Origin of the sequence: Streptomyces sp. Inha503, from assembly GCF_047215865.1 — a bacterium.
Taxonomy (GTDB): Bacteria; Actinomycetota; Actinomycetes; order Streptomycetales; family Streptomycetaceae; genus Streptomyces; species Streptomyces lycopersici.
Genome location: NZ_CP178360.1, coordinates 2,230,753 through 2,246,039 on the forward strand (window position 1 = coordinate 2,230,753; position 15,287 = coordinate 2,246,039).

14 protein-coding genes and 2 pseudogenes are annotated in these 15,287 nt (G+C 72.1%); 12 read left to right on the forward strand and 4 right to left on the reverse strand.

What is annotated here, in order from left to right:
- Positions 1-48: 48 nt before the first annotated feature.
- The 3 genes from ACJX2R_RS09165 to ACJX2R_RS09175 all read left to right on the forward strand — a co-directional run bounded on the left by ACJX2R_RS09165 (position 49) and on the right by ACJX2R_RS09175 (position 1,980).
- The gene (locus ACJX2R_RS09165) at positions 49-645 is read left to right on the forward strand and encodes a TetR/AcrR family transcriptional regulator (RefSeq protein WP_413099616.1); all 597 of its coding nucleotides are present in this window, start codon (positions 49-51) and stop codon (positions 643-645) included.
- Between the two features lie 223 nt (positions 646-868).
- Positions 869-1,690, forward strand: a complete 822-nt coding sequence (locus ACJX2R_RS09170; RefSeq protein WP_413099617.1) for a SigB/SigF/SigG family RNA polymerase sigma factor — start codon at positions 869-871, stop codon at positions 1,688-1,690.
- A gap of 59 nt (positions 1,691-1,749) precedes the next feature.
- The gene (locus ACJX2R_RS09175; RefSeq protein ID WP_413099618.1) at positions 1,750-1,980 is read left to right on the forward strand and encodes a DUF5133 domain-containing protein; all 231 of its coding nucleotides are present in this window, start codon (positions 1,750-1,752) and stop codon (positions 1,978-1,980) included.
- 65 nt (positions 1,981-2,045) lie between these two features.
- Here the strand turns inward: ACJX2R_RS09175 and ACJX2R_RS09180 are convergent, their stop codons facing one another.
- Positions 2,046-3,224 carry an Lrp/AsnC family transcriptional regulator gene (locus ACJX2R_RS09180; protein WP_413099619.1) on the reverse strand — a complete coding sequence of 393 codons (1,179 nt, stop codon included), beginning with the start codon at positions 3,222-3,224 and terminating at the stop codon, positions 2,046-2,048.
- A 52-nt stretch (positions 3,225-3,276) separates the two neighbouring features.
- Between ACJX2R_RS09180 and ACJX2R_RS09185 the strand changes: the two genes are divergently transcribed.
- From ACJX2R_RS09185 to ACJX2R_RS09200, 4 genes and pseudogenes are all read left to right on the forward strand, one after another.
- Positions 3,277-4,578 carry an amidohydrolase family protein gene (locus ACJX2R_RS09185; RefSeq protein WP_413099620.1) on the forward strand — a complete coding sequence of 434 codons (1,302 nt, stop codon included), beginning with the start codon at positions 3,277-3,279 and terminating at the stop codon, positions 4,576-4,578.
- Positions 4,579-4,610: 32 nt separating this feature from the next.
- Positions 4,611-6,149 carry an AbgT family transporter gene (locus ACJX2R_RS09190; RefSeq protein WP_413099621.1) on the forward strand — a complete coding sequence of 513 codons (1,539 nt, stop codon included), beginning with the start codon at positions 4,611-4,613 and terminating at the stop codon, positions 6,147-6,149.
- 214 nt (positions 6,150-6,363) lie between these two features.
- Positions 6,364-7,467, forward strand: a pseudogene (locus ACJX2R_RS09195) (amidase); the annotation flags it as partial.
- A 100-nt stretch (positions 7,468-7,567) separates the two neighbouring features.
- Positions 7,568-7,783, forward strand: a complete 216-nt coding sequence (locus ACJX2R_RS09200) for an amidase family protein (protein WP_413099622.1) — start codon at positions 7,568-7,570, stop codon at positions 7,781-7,783.
- Positions 7,784-7,803: 20 nt separating this feature from the next.
- Here ACJX2R_RS09200 and ACJX2R_RS09205 read toward each other — a convergent pair whose 3' ends face one another.
- Positions 7,804-8,817: a threonine/serine dehydratase gene (locus ACJX2R_RS09205; protein WP_413099623.1), complete on the reverse strand. Its 1,014-nt coding sequence runs from the start codon at positions 8,815-8,817 to the stop codon at positions 7,804-7,806.
- A gap of 30 nt (positions 8,818-8,847) precedes the next feature.
- Positions 8,848-9,531 carry a helix-turn-helix transcriptional regulator gene (locus tag ACJX2R_RS09210; RefSeq protein WP_413105811.1) on the reverse strand — a complete coding sequence of 228 codons (684 nt, stop codon included), beginning with the start codon at positions 9,529-9,531 and terminating at the stop codon, positions 8,848-8,850.
- A gap of 119 nt (positions 9,532-9,650) precedes the next feature.
- Here ACJX2R_RS09210 and ACJX2R_RS09215 point away from each other — a divergent pair, with 119 nt between their 5' ends.
- A complete protein-coding gene (locus ACJX2R_RS09215; protein ID WP_413099624.1) occupies positions 9,651-10,535 on the forward strand; it encodes an NAD(P)H-binding protein in 885 nt (294 codons plus the stop codon).
- A gap of 17 nt (positions 10,536-10,552) precedes the next feature.
- Here the strand turns inward: ACJX2R_RS09215 and ACJX2R_RS09220 are convergent.
- Positions 10,553-11,320, reverse strand: a pseudogene (locus ACJX2R_RS09220) (ATP-binding cassette domain-containing protein); the annotation flags it as partial.
- Between the two features lie 283 nt (positions 11,321-11,603).
- Between ACJX2R_RS09220 and ACJX2R_RS09225 the strand changes: the two are divergent.
- Genes ACJX2R_RS09225 through ACJX2R_RS09240 form a run of 4 tightly spaced genes read left to right on the forward strand, consistent with a single transcriptional unit; the run spans position 11,604 to position 15,198 of the window.
- Positions 11,604-13,139 carry an MFS transporter gene (locus ACJX2R_RS09225; protein ID WP_413099625.1) on the forward strand — a complete coding sequence of 512 codons (1,536 nt, stop codon included), beginning with the start codon at positions 11,604-11,606 and terminating at the stop codon, positions 13,137-13,139.
- The gene (locus ACJX2R_RS09230) at positions 13,139-13,546 is read left to right on the forward strand and encodes a hypothetical protein (RefSeq protein ID WP_413099626.1); all 408 of its coding nucleotides are present in this window, start codon (positions 13,139-13,141) and stop codon (positions 13,544-13,546) included. Before ACJX2R_RS09225 ends, ACJX2R_RS09230 begins: the two co-directional genes overlap by 1 nt.
- Complete coding sequence (locus ACJX2R_RS09235; RefSeq protein ID WP_413099627.1) at positions 13,543-14,442, forward strand: ABC transporter permease; 900 nt, start codon at positions 13,543-13,545, stop codon at positions 14,440-14,442. The genes ACJX2R_RS09230 and ACJX2R_RS09235 overlap by 4 nt, the downstream gene beginning before the upstream one ends.
- Positions 14,443-14,493: 51 nt before the next feature.
- Positions 14,494-15,198 (forward strand): response regulator transcription factor, encoded by a 705-nt coding sequence (locus ACJX2R_RS09240; RefSeq protein WP_413099628.1) that lies wholly within the window; start codon positions 14,494-14,496, stop codon positions 15,196-15,198.
- Positions 15,199-15,287 lie beyond the last annotated feature (89 nt).

The window sequence follows — 15,287 nt, forward strand, 5'->3', positions numbered from 1 at the left end:
GTCCGGCGGACGTACAGTGCTCGGAGGAGTCGATCAGGGGAGATCACCGTGGGAAGGCGCAGTGCCGCCCCGAGAAAGGGAGACCTGCGCGAGCAGGCCCTCCTGGACGCCGCCGAGGCGCTGCTCGAGCACACCGGCCTCGAGGAGCTCACGGTCGAGGCGATCGCCAAGGGCGCCGGGATCTCACGCGGTTCCCTCTACTTCTACTTCGGCAACAAGCACGAGGTCCTCGCCGCCCTCGTCGAGCGCACCCTGCGCACCATCCGGGCCGAGGCCGACAGCACGGCGCGGGACGCGGCGTCCCCGCCCGTCGAGGTGATGGCACGGGCCGTCGAGGGCGTGGAGCGGGTCTGGCGCGAGCACGGCACCGTCATGCGGGCGGCCGTGGACTACTCCGCGCTGCACCCGGTGATCGGAGCCGCCTGGAACGACACGGTCGAAGCCTTCGCCCGCACCATGACCCAGGTGCTGACGCGGGCGGGGATCCCCGACGAGAGCGGCCCCGAAGGAGCCGCCGCGCTGGCAAACGCCCTGTGCTGGCTGACCGAACGGGCCTTCTACCGCGCCGCCTGCTCCCCCGGGAAGGACTTCTCCGCCGCGACCGCGACCACCGTCACCATCTGGCGTCGCGTCATGGGCAATTGACGCGACCGCAAACCCGGCGTGACCCACGCCACACGAACTAGAATTCATGAATTCATTGGTTTGAGCTCTGTGGCCCTGGCTAGAAGAGTGAGTGACCAAGGTGCTTCGGAAGGCAGGCACACCTGGCGGGAGGCGCGCGGCGCGCGCCATGAGCCCCAGATGTGCCGTGCCGGCCTCCCGCTCCGCTGAACAGCGAACCGAGCAGGGAGGGAAGAGGACCTTGATGAGCGCCATGTGCGCGGGCGCCCGCCGCCGCCACGACGACACCCCTGACACCGCGGCCGACTTCGAGCGGCTGGCCGCCACGCCCAAGGGACCCGAGCGGGAGGCCCTGGCCGAGAAGCTGGTCGAGGCATGGCTGCCGATGGCCCACCGCCTCGCCCGCCGCTACCGCAACCGCGGGGAGAATCTGGAGGATCTGGAGCAGGTCGCCGCCCTGGGCCTGGTCAAGGCCGTCGACCGTTACGACCCCCAGCGCGGAGGCGCCTTCCAGCCCTACGCCATCCCCACGATCGTCGGGGAACTCAAGCGGTACTTCCGCGACTGCGCCTGGGACCTCCATGTCCCCCGGCGGGTGCAGGAGCTGCGCAACAGGGTCCGCGCCACCATTCAGGACCTCGCCGCGGCCGAGGGCACCGACCGCTCCCCGACCGTGGCCCAGGTCGCCGAGGCCGCCGACATGACCGAGGAGGACGTCCTGACCGGGATGGAAGCCATTGACAGCTTCCGGTCCCTGTCCCTGGACGCCGAACTCGCCGGCGCCGACGACGGCTATTCGCTGGCCGACACCCTGGGCCGGTCCGAGACCCGCTACGACACCGTCATCGCCCGGGAATCGGTCAAGCCGTGCCTTGACCGACTCCCGGAGCGGGAGCAGCACATCCTGTATCTGCGGTTCTTCCGCGATATGACCCAGGCCGGCATCGCGGAGGAGCTGGGCATCTCCCAGATGCACGTCTCCCGCCTCATCTCCCGCAGCTGCGCCCGGATCCGCGACCAGGTCGAGACCGAGCCCCGGCCCGCCCGGATCCCGGTCCACGCCTAGCGACGCCGCGCCCCGCCCCGTCCCGTCCCGTCCCGTCCCAGGAGAAGAAGGAGCCTGCCATGCTCATGGCCCACCCCGCCGTGCTGACCGACCTCATCCGGCAGTACGAGACCCTCCGCGCGCTGCACGCCGAGAACGGCAGCCCCGAGGCGCGGCAGCGGCTCGCCGACGTCTCGTACACGCTGTGCGTCGTCACCGGCACCCGGGACATCGACGCCGCCCTGATCGCCGCCCGGCACCAGCTCCCCGGCGCCCACCCCGAGGACGATTCCCTCGTCCCCAGCGCCTGAGGCACAGCGTTCCCGCGCGCCCCGGACACCGGCGGCATCGGTGTCCGGGGCCCGCGGGACGCCCGTCAGCGGTCCGCGGCCTGGACGGTACGGCCTTCGGGGTCCGCGGCGAGGCTCGTGTCGGACGGGCGCGGGCCGTACGGGTGCAGCAGCGGGACGACGCCCACCGAGCGGCCGTCCTCGTCCAGCAGCCGGCCCATGTGTTTGACCGTGCGCAGGACCAGCGAACGGTCGTCGACGGTCAGGCGGGGCAGCCGCCGGGCGAGGTGCGCCTCGAAGGCGTGCACATCGCTCAGGCCGCGCAGCCAGACGTCGACCACCAGATTGTGCGGACCCGCCATGATCGCGCACGCGCGCACCTCGCGGAAGCCGGACAGCACACGGCTCGTCTCCTCCAGGTGCTGGGCCGGTACGGACGCGAAGTAGACCGCGGACTGCGGCCATCCGAACGGTGAGCGGGCGAGGTCGCAGCGCAGGCTCATCCGTGACGGGAGCAGCGCGTGCAGTCTGCGGCGCACCGTGGTGAGGCCCACATCGGTGGCCGCCGCCAGCTTGCGCATCGACATGCGCCCGTCGGCGCTGAGCAGTTCGAGGAGCCGCGCGTCCAGGGCGTCCCAGCCCGCGGCGGTGTCGTCCTCCGGCCGGGCCGACGGGGGCAGGACCGCGTCGATCCGCGCGCACTGGTCGCTGTCCAGGCTGCGGAGCCGCCATCGGCTGCCCTCCGTGGGCATGCCCGTGGAGATGTGCGCCCGGGTCGCCCGCACCCGGGGTGTCCCCTGGAACAGCCGGGTGGTGAGGCGAAGCAGCTCATTGAGGTCCCGGACCTGCACCTCGGCGATCACATCGCGGCCGCCCGCCGTGAGTTTGACGTTGACCACCGCGTGGTCCGCCGCCAGCGCCCGTGCGACGTTCGCCGCGGCGCCGGGATCCGTGTCGACCTCGATGACGCCGGTCGCCACGACCCGGGAGTTGGCCAGCCGCGGATGCGCGGTCACCCAGGCGAGTCCGGCGTCCTCCAGGCGCTGCCAGCGCCGCGCCGCCGTCACCGGGTCGACGCCGAGCACCTCACCGACGAGGGTCCAGGGGGCACGGGGGTGGATCTGAAGGGCGTGCACGATGCCGCGGTCGAGTTCGTCCAGCTCCGGTGAGGCACATTCCTGCGCCGTCCGGGGCGGCGCGTTCCTGCGGGTTTCCCGGGAATCGCGGTGCAAAGCCGCATCACGGCGCGGGTCGTTCTTCCGCATTCCACACTCCATTCGCCTGCCCCTGAGATTCGGAGGAGTGATTCCGCCCGCCATGACGGATGCCACGACGCACGAGACCGCCAAGACCACCAGGACCGCTCTGCGTGTCCACCACACCCGGCTCATCGACGGCACGGGTGCCTCCCCCGTGGACGACGCCGTCGTCACCGTCGACGCCGAGGGGACCATCACCTACGCCGGGCCCGCCGCGGCGGAGCCTCCGGGGCCCGGGGCCACGCCCCCGGTCCGGGACATCGACGCGGGTGGCCGGACGTTGCTGCCCGGCTTCTTCGACTGCCATGTCCACCTTGCGTACGCGCACCGAGCCCACCCCGGACGCCGTGGCGAACTGGATCCGGTGCTGGTCACGTACGATACGGCCACGCGGCTGCGCGAGACCCTGGACGCGGGCATCACCACCGCCCGTGACCTGGGCGGACTGTCCGCGGGCTACCGAACGGCGGTGGAGACCGGCCGGATCGTGGGCCCGCGGCTGCACACGGCCGTACGGATCATCGGCCACACCGGCGGCCACTCCGACTTCCGGCTGCTCGACGGCACCGATCTCACCGGCGGCGAGATGGCCACTCTCGCGGACACCGTGGACGAGGCCCGGCTCGCGGTGCGCGAGGTGCTGCGCGCGGGCGCCGACGTGATCAAGATCTGCGCCACCGGCGGTATGGCCAGCCCCTACGACCAGCCCGAGGACGAGGGCCTTCGGGAGGAGGAGATCCGTGCCGTCGTGGACGAGGCGCGGCGGCACGGCGGCACACCGGTGGCCGCCCACGCCCAGGGCACCGCGGGCATCCTCAACGCCATCCGCGGCGGTGTCACCAGCGTCGAGCACGGCTACGGGCTGGACGAGCGGGCGCTGGAGCTGGCGGGTGAGCGTGGTGTCTTCGTCGTACCGACGCTGTCCGCCGCGTTCACGAGCGTCGACAAGGACACGATGCCGGAGTACCAGTACCAGAAGAAGACCCGCTGGGCCGGTATCACCAAGGAGAACATCTCCCGTGCCATCGAGCGGGGCGCCCGGATCGCACTCGGCACGGACGCGGCGATCGCCCCGCACGGGGTGAACCTCACGGAGCTCGGCCACCTGGTGGCCCTCGGCATGGACCCGATGGCGGCCATCGTCGCCGGCACCCGCACCTCCGCCGAACTCCTCGGCCTGGCCGACCGGCTCGGCACGCTCGTCCCCGGCCGCACCGCCGACCTGATCCTGTGCGACGGCGATCCGCTCACGGACATCGGCCTGCTCGGTGAGCCCGCCAACATCGTGTGCGTGGTCCAGGGCGGTGTGGTCCGCAAGGGTCCGCTGCTCCCAGCCGCCCCCGCCGTGAGGCAGCCATGATGTCCTCATCGCGCACTCTCCCCACCACGGACATGAAGCCTCCGGGCAGCGGGCGGCGCGGCGGTCTCGACCGGCTGCTCTCCCTGGTCGAACGGGCGGGCAACGCCCTGCCCAACCCCGTCATCCTGTTCGCCGCGCTCTTCGCCCTGCTGGCCGTCGTCTCCACCGCACTGGACCTCGCCGGTGTCTCCGCCGCGGTGCCGGGCACGGACAAGAGCAAGCCCATCACCGGTCTGCTCACCGGCGAAGGGCTGCGCTGGCTGCTGGAGAACCTGGTCCTCAACTTCGCCACCTTCCCGCCCATCGGCACGGTGCTGACGCTGTTCATGGCCGTCGGGCTGGCGGAGCGGACCGGTCTGCTGAACACCCTGATGCGGGCCACGCTGGCCCGCGCCCCCAAGGCCGTACTGCCGTACGCGCTGGCGCTCTTCGCCTGCCAGGCCCATGTGATGACCGACGTGGCCGCGCTCGTCTTCCCACCACTCGCGGCCATGGTCTTCAAGAGCGCGGGCCGCCACCCGGTGGCGGGCCTCATCGGTGCCTTCGCCTGCGTCAGCGCGGGCTACGCCGCGGGGTTCACCGTCGGCTCGCTCGACGCCACGTACGTCGGCATCACCCAGCAGGCGGCCTCGGCGCTCCCCGCGGGCGACGGATCGCACATCCACCTGCTCATCAACTACTTCTTCACCGCGGCCAGCAGCGTCGTGCTCGGCCTGCTCGGCGGTTTCCTCATCAGCCGGGTGCTCGAACCGCGCCTCGGGCCGTACCGGGCGGCCGAGGGCGAGCCGGAGCCGGAGGATCTGACGCTCACCCCCGCCCAGCGCCGCGGGCTGCGCCGCACCGCGCTCGTCGTCGCCGTATATCTGGCGGCGGTCCTCGCCCTGTGGCTGCCCCCCGGGGCTCCGCTGCGTGGCGAGGGCGGGGCCCTGCTGCCGTCCCCGGTCCTCACCGGCATGGTCCCGATCGTGTTCTGCGGCTTCCTCCTGGCCGGGATCACCTACGCCACGGCGGCCAAAACCGTCACCGGCGCCGAGGAGCTGATCACGGCCGTCTCGGACTCGTTGAAGGCCATGTCCGGCTACCTCGTCATGATGTTCGTGGCGGCTCAGGTGATCGCGCTCTTCAACTGGTCCAACGTCGGCATCCTGCTCGCCGTGAAGGCCGCCGCGTCCCTCAACTCCATCGGGCTCACCGGCTTCTGGGTCATCGTGGCGTTCGTCCTGCTGACCGCCTGCCTCAACCTCTTCATCGTCTCCGGCTCCGCCCTGTGGTCCCTGGCCGGGCCCATCTTCGTCCCCGCGTTCATGCTGCTCGGGATGAGCCCCGCGCTCAGCCAGGCGGCCTTCCGCATCGGGGACTCCGCCACCGGCATCCTCACGCCGATGAACCCGTACCTCTTCCTGATCCTCGCCATGCTCCGCCAGTACGAACCCGAGGCCCGGCTCGGCACCCTCATCGCCCGGCTCTCGGTCTTCGCCGTGCCGTTCCTGGTGGTGTGGCTGGCGATCCTGGGCGTCTTCTACGGGTTCGGTCTGCCGCTGGGGCCCGGTGCGCACATCGGTATGAGATGACGGGGCGACCCGGTCGGCCGGGTCCTCCCGCGTCGGGGCGTGGAGGCACGGCTCGGTGCGGAGCATGGCGCCTCCGTCGTCCGTCGGGGCTGGCACGGTATGGCCCTCTCGCGCCGACCGCCATCGCTCCGGACCGCTCAGCGGACCGGTGGACGTCTCCGATTCCAGACACACGGACAGAACGGGAGAGAACCACATGACCACCCTGGCCACGATGGACGCACTGGCCCAGGCGGAGCTGGTCCGGCGGGGCGAGGTGTCCCCCCGGGAACTCGTCGAGGCCGCCATCGCGCGCATCGAGGAAACCGACCCCCGGCTCAACGCGATCACGCACCGGCGGTACGAGCGGGCGCTCGCGGAGGCGGACCGGGTGCGCCGGGAGGCCCCGTTCGCCGGAGTGCCCACGCTGACGAAGTCCCTCAGCGACAGCGAGGGCGACCCGGCCAACTTCGGGTGTGCGTGGGTGGCCGGGCACGGCCGGGTCGCGCGGGAGGACGCCGTGGTCAACCGGCGGCTCAAGGAGGCGGGTTTCATCGTCGTCGGCCAGACCTCGGCGCCGGAGTTCGGCCTGCTCTCGGTGAGCGAGAGCCGGGTCCACGGGGTGACGCGGAACCCGTGGCGTACGGATCTCACCCCGGGTGGTTCATCAGGTGGCGCGTCGGCCTCGGTCGCCGCGGGCATGGTGCCCGTGGCGCAGGGCGGAGACGGCGGCGGCTCGATCCGGATGCCGGACGCGTTCTGCCACCTGGTGGGCCTGAAGCCCAGCGCGGGGCGCGTCAGCGCGGGTCCGGGCAGGCCCAGCAGGTGGGGGCACAGCGTCCCGGCCGTGGTCACCCGGACCGTACGGGACACCGCGGCGGTGCTGGACGCGGTGAGCGGTGGCGCGCCCGGGGACCTGGGTGGCCCAGCGCCCCTGCCTCCGGGCGGTCTGACCGCGATGGCCGGCCGTGATCCGGGGCGGCTCAGGGTCGGTGTCCTCGCCCATGCGCCCGAGCACACGCCCCAGGTCGTGGACGCGGTGCGGGATGCCGTTCTCGACACGGCCCGGATACTCGAGCGGCTCGGGCACGAGGTCGAGGAGGCACACCCCGCCCCCATGCTGGATCCCCGGTGCCTCACGGCGTTCTTCGACGCGCTGAGCGTCACCGCGGCACAGGGTGTCGAGGCGCTGGTCAGGGAGCTCGGCGAGGAGCCCGGCCCCGGCGACCTCGACCCCGTCACCTGGTTCTGGGTGCGGCGCGGGCGGGAGATCACGGGGCTGGAGCTCGCCGACGCCCTCGTCTGGCAGAGCGGGCTCCGGGCCGCCATGGCCCGCTGGTGGCAGGAGTTCGACCTGCTGCTGAGCCCGGTGTTCGCCACACCGCCCAAGCCGGTGGGGTGGCCGTGGCGGGAGCCCGACGGCCTCCAGAGGTCGGGACGTGCTCGCCTTCACCGCGCCGTTCAACACCACGGGCCAGCCCGCGATCGCGGTACCGGCGGCGCTGTCCGAGTCCGGCACGCCCATCGGCGTCCAGTTGGCCGCGGCGTACGGACGGGAGGATCTGCTGGTGTGCGTGGCGGCGCAGTTGGAAGCGGAACGCCCCTGGGCGTCACTTCGCCCACCGGTCTTCCCCGCCGGGGCGACGTCAGCGTAGTGCTCCTCGGTGGAACGGTCTCAGTCCGCCAGGGCCTTGCGGTAGACCGCCGGATCGACGTTGCCGCCCGACGCCACGAGCGCCACGACCTTGCCCCGGACGTCCGCCTTCCCCGACAGCAGGGCCGCCAGGGACGCGGCGGCGCCCGGCTCGACCACGAGCTTGAGGACGCGGTGGGCCGTGGCCATGGCGGCCAGGGCCTCCTCGTCGGTGGCGGTCAGGCCGGTCACGTCGTGGTGGCGCAGGACGGCCAGGGGGCGGGCACCGGCCACCGGGCCGGAGACGGCGTCCATGAGGTCGCCCGGCGGGTGGGGGTTGGCGCATACGCGTCCGGTGGCGAGGGACCGGGCCATCTTGTCGAAGCCCGCGGGTTCGACGATGTGGTTCGCGAGGCCGGGGAGCGCGTGGTCGAGCGCGGTGATCACACCGGCGGCCAGCCCGCCGCCGCTACAGTTCACCAGGACCGTGTCCGGGGTCAGACCCAGTTCGCGCGCCTGCTCGGCGATCTCCAGGCCGACGGTGCCCTGCCCGGCCATGACGCGGGGGTCGTCGAAGGGCGGGATCAGCGTCATCCCGCGCTCCTCGACGATCTTCCGGGCGGCCTCTTCCCGGTCCTCGGTCCGCGGGTCGTACGGGACCGTCTCGGCGCCCCACCAGCGGCAGTTGTCGACCTTGATACGGGGAGCGGTGCTCGGCATGACGATGACCGCGGGGCACCCGGCGAGCCGCGCCGCGGCGGCCACGCCCTGCCCGTGGTTGCCCGCCGAGTAGGCCACGATCCCGGCGCGGCGGACGTCCTCGTCCAGGCTGAGCAGCGCGTTGAGCGCCCCGCGCACCTTGAACGAGCCGGTCAGCTGGAGACATTCGGCCTTGACCAGGACGCGGGCGCCCACCAGGTCGTCCAGCATCGGGGAGTTGAGCAGCGGCGTCCGGACCACATGGCCGGTCAGGCGCCGCGCGGCCGCATGGATGGCGTCGATGCCGAAGCCGGGCACGATGCCGTCCGCGGCGGCGTGGAGAGGTGATTCGGGCACGGGCGTGAATGTAGCCCATGGGCGATCCCGTCACGCCACGCCGTGAGTGGCGCGGCCGAAGTCGGTGGTCAGCCAGTGCTCGATGGACTCATCGGGGAACGTGTGCGGCCGGTAGGTGCCCGCCACCCGTGAGATGTCGGTGATCCGGTCGAGGCGGAAGGTGCGCCAGTCGTCCCGGTCGGCGTCGAACGCCACGAGGTACCAGTGTCCGGCGCGCAGGAAGTGGCGGTACGGCTCGACCAGCCGGGTGGAGGGGCGGCCGTGCTGGTCGGTGTAGTGGAAGCGGACTCTGCCGTCCTCGGCCACCGCGTCGGCGATCACCCCGACGGTCGCCGCCGAGACCACCGCGCCGGGCTGCTGGAGCACCTCGGTGGCCAGGTCGGTGGCGGCCGCGCGGCGCCGCAGCGGGCGGGGCAGCACTTGGTCCAGCTTGAGCAGCGCGCTCGACGCGACCGCCTCCTCGGGGAGGAAGGCGCGGATCAGATGCAGCCCGGCCACCAGCGCGGTGATCTCGTCGGCGGTGAACAGCAGCGGCGGGATCCTGGTCCCGGGGCTCAGCCGGTAGGCGCTGCCCGGTCCCGGGCGGGCCTCGACGGTGTACCCGAGACGGCGCAGCCGCTGGGCGTCGCGTCGCACGGTGCGGACGCTCGTGCCGAGCCGTTCGGCCAGCTCGGTGGCGGTCCACTCGCCACCTGACTGAAGCAGCGTCAGCATGGTCAAGGTCCTGATCGTGGGATCGAGCTCCATGTCCTCAGCCTTCCAGGAGAGGAGGACAGCTTCCGGCCGCCTTGGTTCCTAGGGTGCCGTCGAGCCATCGATGAGAGGAAACAGCCATGCGGATCGCCGTCACCACCCCGACCGGAAACGTCGGCCGCCACGTCGTCGCCACACTCGTCCGTGCCGGGGTCCGGCCACGTGTTCTGCTGCGCGACCCCGGGCGGCTGGCGCCCGGGGTCCGGGACGAGGTGGACGCGGTGCCGGCCGACCAGTACGACGCCGACGCGGTGGTGGCCGCCACCCGCGACGTGGACGCCCTGTTCTGGGTGAACCCGACCAGCGGCCACGGCGATCCGCTCGCCGAATACGCCCGCGCCACCGACAGCGTGGTGCGCGCCGTCACCGAGAACCGGATCGGCCGCGTGGTGTTCCAGAGCAGCGTCGGCGCGGAGAAGCGCCACGGTGCCGGTGAGATCGACGGCCTGGCACGGACCGAGATCGCGCTGGACGGCACGGGCGTCGACGTCACCCATCTGCGCTGCGCCTACTTCTTCAGCAATCTCGAATTCGAGCTCGAGGCCCTGCGCGCCGGTACCCTCCAGGTGATCCTGCCGCTCGACCAGCCCATGGGGTGGGTGGCGCCCCGCGACATCGCCGAGGTCGCCGCCACCCGTCTGCTGGCGCCCGCCTGGTCCGGCCGGTGCGTACAGGCCGTTCACGGGCCCGCCGACCTCACCTGGCGACAGGTCGGCGACATCCTCACGGCCGCCACCGGCCGCCGGATCGGCGTCGAGCGGATCACCGACGACGCCATGCGCGCGCGACTGCGCCGGGCGGGGATGGCCGAGGGCCTGGTCGAGGCCGTGCTCGGCATGTCGACCGGACTGCGCGAGGACTTCGTGCCCGAGCAGCCCCGCACCCTCCGGACCACCACCCCGACCACCCTCGCCGCCTGGGCCTACGACCACTTGCGACACCGGATCGCGGACGACGTCTCGTAGGCGATCCGCATGTCGTCCTAAGCGACCTGGCCGGACCAGGCGCGCGTCAGGTCGGCCGTGAACGGGTGGCTGGGGGTGGTCAGCACCTGCTGGGCCGGGCCCTGCTCGATCAGTTCGCCCGCCTCCAGGACGGCGACGCGGGTGGCCAGGGCCGCCGCGTCCAGGTCGTGGGTGATGAGGATCAGGGCCAGGTCGGTGTGGTCGCGGGGCAGGGCGATGAGGCGGTCGAGGATGTCCCGGCGGGTGATCGGGTCCAGACCGGAGGTGACCTCGTCGCATACGAGCACCCGGGGCCGGGCGAGCAGGGCGCGGGCGAGGGCGGCACGCTGTGACTCGCCGCCCGACAGCTGTCCCGGGAGGCGCCGTACGAGGTCGGGCGCGAGCCCGAGGCCGTTCAGCGTCGCCTCCGCCTCGGCCCGCGCCGTCGCCGGGTCGGCCCCTCGCAGCCGTATCGCCGTGCGCGCCACCTGGTCCAGGACCGGCCGGTGTTCGTCGAAGGCGGACCGTGCGTCCTGGAAGACGTACTGGACGGCGGCGAGTTGCTCCCGGGTGCGGGAGCGCAGACTGCGGGGCAGCGGGGCGCCGTCGAGCAGCACCTCTCCGTCGTGGTCGCGGTGGAGTCCGGCCAGGCACCGGGCGAGCGTGGTCTTGCCGCTGCCCGAGCGGCCGACGATGGCCAGGCAGGTGCCGGAGCGGACGGTGAGTTCGGCGGTGCGCAGCACCGTGGTGGCGCCGTGGCGTGCGGCCAGCCCGCGTACCCGCAGCCCGCGCGCCCCCGGCCCGGACGTCGCTTCCCCGGCTACACCACCGGCCCCGGTCTGCCCGAACCGGGCCTGCCCGAGCCGGACCAGGGCTGACCGGCCGACCGATTCTGTGAGTTTCTGTGAATGACCGGCCGGTCGGCCGCCACGACCGGCCGGTTTCCCCCGGAGCCGACTTCCGGTTCTCATACGACACCCAGACTCGTGCAGAGCTGTCCCAGACCAGCGGATCACTGTGATGCCACGCGCCACGACGACGTCGGGCGACCGCGACCAGGTCCAGAGGGACAGGGGGGAAGAGCGCTTCATGCCCAACGGCAGCACCGGCACCGGCATCAGCACGAGCACCAACACCGGACCGCTCCGCAGCGAACAGCACACGAGGTGGAACAGACGGCTCATCGGCCAGGTGGCCATCCTGATTCTGGTGAACACCATGGTGGACACCGTCGTCACCGCACCGCTCCTCGTCCTTCCCGAGATGCTCGACCACTTCGGCACGGATCAGTCGGCGTGGATCGACGCCAGTTCGCTGCTGGCGGGAGCGATGTGGGCGCCACTGCTCGGGAAGAGCGCCGATATCCACGGCAAGCGCAGGGTGCTGGTGGCGACGTTGATCACCGCCCTGGCGGGCGCCCTGGTGTGTCTCGTCGCCCCCAATCTCTGGGTGTTCATCTTCGGCCGGCTGCTCCAGGGAGCGGCCGTGGGAGCCGTGTTCCTCACGGTCGCCCTCATCCGTGACATGTGCGCACCGGACATGGCGATGGTCGTCACGGGCGTCGTGACCTCCGGCTCCGCGCTCCTCAGCATCGTCATGCCCGCCCTCTTCGAGCTGACGGCCGCGGAGTTCGGCTGGCGGAGTGTGTTCGTGGCGTCGGCCATCTTCGCGGCCGTCGCGGCGGTCCTGGTGCACCGCCTGGTTCCCCAGTCCACGATCAGGACACCGGGCAAGGTCGACATCGCCGGGGCCGTTCTCCTCGGTGGCGGGCTGGCGGCGGTGCTCAGCTATGTGAGCCTCGGGTCGGAGTTCGGCTGGTTCACCGTGGGCCCGCTCGCCCTGCTCGTCGGTGGCGCCGCGGCACTGGCCCGGTGGTTCCTGGTGGCGAGCCGGATTCCCGAGCCCGTGATCGACATCAGGAACCTCGGCAGGCCGCTGGTGCTCACGCTGCTCGTGGTCGTCTTCGGAACCGGCGCGTACCAGAGCATGCTCACCCTCTTCGGCCTGATCGCCAAGGTCTCGGCGGACCAGGATCTCGGGTACGGACTCGCCGCCCCGGGAGCGCTCGGCCTGCTGTACGGCATACCGGCGATCGGCATCGTGCTCGGGGGCACCCTGGCGGGGGTGCTCAGCACCCGCGTCGGACCGGCCGTGGCACTGGCGGGCGGAGTGGCGATCGGGACGGTCGGAACCGTCGGGATGTTCCTCGGGGACTCCGTACTCCCTCTCGCGGTCGTCTGCTCGTTCCTGCTGAGCCTCACCGCGGGAACGCTCGTGACCTCCGGGTTCAACATGGCGGCGACACTCGCGCCCCCGGAACGACAGGGCGTGGTGTCCAGCATGGTCATGGTGATGGTGGCGACCGGTGCGGTGATCCTGAAGTTCGTGGGTTCGGCCGTGCTCAAGTCCACCAATACGGTCATGGACGGAGAGACCGTGAACTCGGCCCTGGGTGTGCACGGTTACATCGCCATGGCCACCAGCGCGTTCTTCGCCGCCGCCGTGGTCGTCGGCATCCTCCTGCGCACGCAGCGGCGGCGCTGCTGGGCGATCCCCCGGTACTCGTCTTCGACGAGCCGCTCAACGGGCTCGACCCGGAGGGGATCGTCTGGATCCGCGGGCTGATGCGGCGGATGGCCGCCGAGGGGCGCGCGGTGCTGATGTCCAGCCACCTGATGAGCGAGATGGAGCTCACCGCCGACCACCTCATCGTCATCGGCCGCGGACGGCTGATCGCGGACACCTCCATGGCGGCGTTCATCGACGCGCACTCCGGCCGTGAGGTCCTGGTGCGCGGCCCGCGGGTGGAATCGCTGCGCCGAATGCTGGCACCGGCGGCGGAGGTGCGCACCGACGGCGCGGACGGCCTGGTGGTGACCGGGATGGACGCGGCCGGGATCGGCGCGCTGGCCGCGGCGGGCGGAGTGGAGCTGCATGAGCTGACGCCCCGGCAGCCCTCGCTGGAGCGGGCCTTCATGGACCTGACCCGCGACGCCCTCGAATACCACACGGACCAGGAGACGGACTCATGAGCGGAAGCACCGCGGACACCCGCGCGGCGATGGGCCACGAGCCGACGCAGGACCGGCCACGAGCACACCGGACACGCCCGGCACCGGCGCACCGGACACCCCAGGCACCGGCGGGCCGGGCGACGTTCCGCCACTCCCTGCACGCCGAGTGGATCAAGATCCGCACCATGCGGTCCACCGGCTATGTCATCCTCGGCACCCTGGCGTTCTGTACGGGTCTCGCCTCGCTCAACGGCACATCCGCCGGAGGCGACTACGCGACCATGACGGCCGCCGACCGGGCCGCCTTCGACCCGCTCGCCACCAGTCTGCGCGGCTACCTGCTGGCGCAGATCGCCCTCGGTCTGCTGGGCGGCCTGGTGATCACCTCCGAGTACGGCGCCCGCACGATCGTCAGCACGCTGACCGCCGTACCGCACCGGGTCCGGGTACTGGCCGCAAAAGCCACGGTGCTGATCGCGGTGGCGCTGCCGGTCGGGCTGGTGGTGTCCCTCAGTGGCTTTCTCGTGGGGCAGGCGGCGCTCGCGGGTGCGGACGCCCCGCACCTCGTCCTCTCCGATCCGCAGGCGCTGCGCGGCATTCTGGGCGGCGGGCTCTATCTGACGCTCGCCGCGCTGTTCGGCCTCGCGATCGGCGCGGTGATCCGCAGCACGACGGCGACGGTGACGACCCTGTTCGGCGCGATGCTGATCGTGCAGGCGTTCGCACCCGCGTTGCCCGGGGCGTTCGGCGACCGGGTGGCGAAGTACTGGCCGCCGATCGCGGGCGGACAGATCATCACCGGCCACCGCGATCCGGCGCTGCTGGCCCCCTGGTCCGGGCTCGCCGTCATGGCAGGGTGTGTCGGGGCCCTGCTGACCGCGGCGTTCATCGTCTTCCGCCGGCGCGACGCGTAGCGGGCCGGGGAGCCGGAGAGCGGACGATCGGGCGAGGACGGGACGGGACGGATGACGGCATCGGAACGGCTGCTGGTGGTGGAGGACGAGCCGACGCTGCGCGAGTTGCTCTCCGCGAGTCTACGGCTGGCGGGCTTCGCCGTGGTCGCGGTCGCGACCGGCGAAGAGGCGCTGGCCGCGGTGCGGGAGCGGCGTCCCGACCTGATCGTGCTGGATGTGATGCTGCCCGACATCGATGGCTTCGAGGTCGTCCACCGGCTGCGCGGCCAGCATCCGCTCGCCGCGGCGGGCCATCCCCCGGTGCTGTTCCTCACCGCCCGCGATGCGCCCGAGGACCGGATCAACGGGCTCAGGGCGGGCGGTGACGACTACGTCACCAAGCCGTTCAACCTGGAGGAGCTGGTCCTGCGCATCCGGGCCATCCTGCGCCGCGTCAGCGGCCGTCAGTCGGACGGCCGGCTGGTCGTCGGCGATCTGGAACTGGACCCCGACAGCCATCAGGTGATCCTGGGCGGGCAGCCGGTGGGGCTGTCCCCGACCGAGTTCAGCCTGCTGCGCGTGCTGATGGAGAACGCCGGGCAGGTGCTGTCGAAGTCCCAACTCCTGGAGCTGGTCTGGCAGTACGACTTCGGGGGTGACGACAGCATCGTCGCCTCCTACATCAGCTATCTGCGGCGCAAGGTGGACCTGGGCGAACCGAAGCTGATCCATACGGTGCGCGGCACCGGGTATGTGCTGCGGAGGCCGCCGCGGTGAGCGAAAGCCCCGAGCGCGGCCGACTCCCGCCTCGTGGCCGACTCCCGCTTCGTCGGCGACTCTCGCCGCGTGGCCGACTCCCGCTTCGT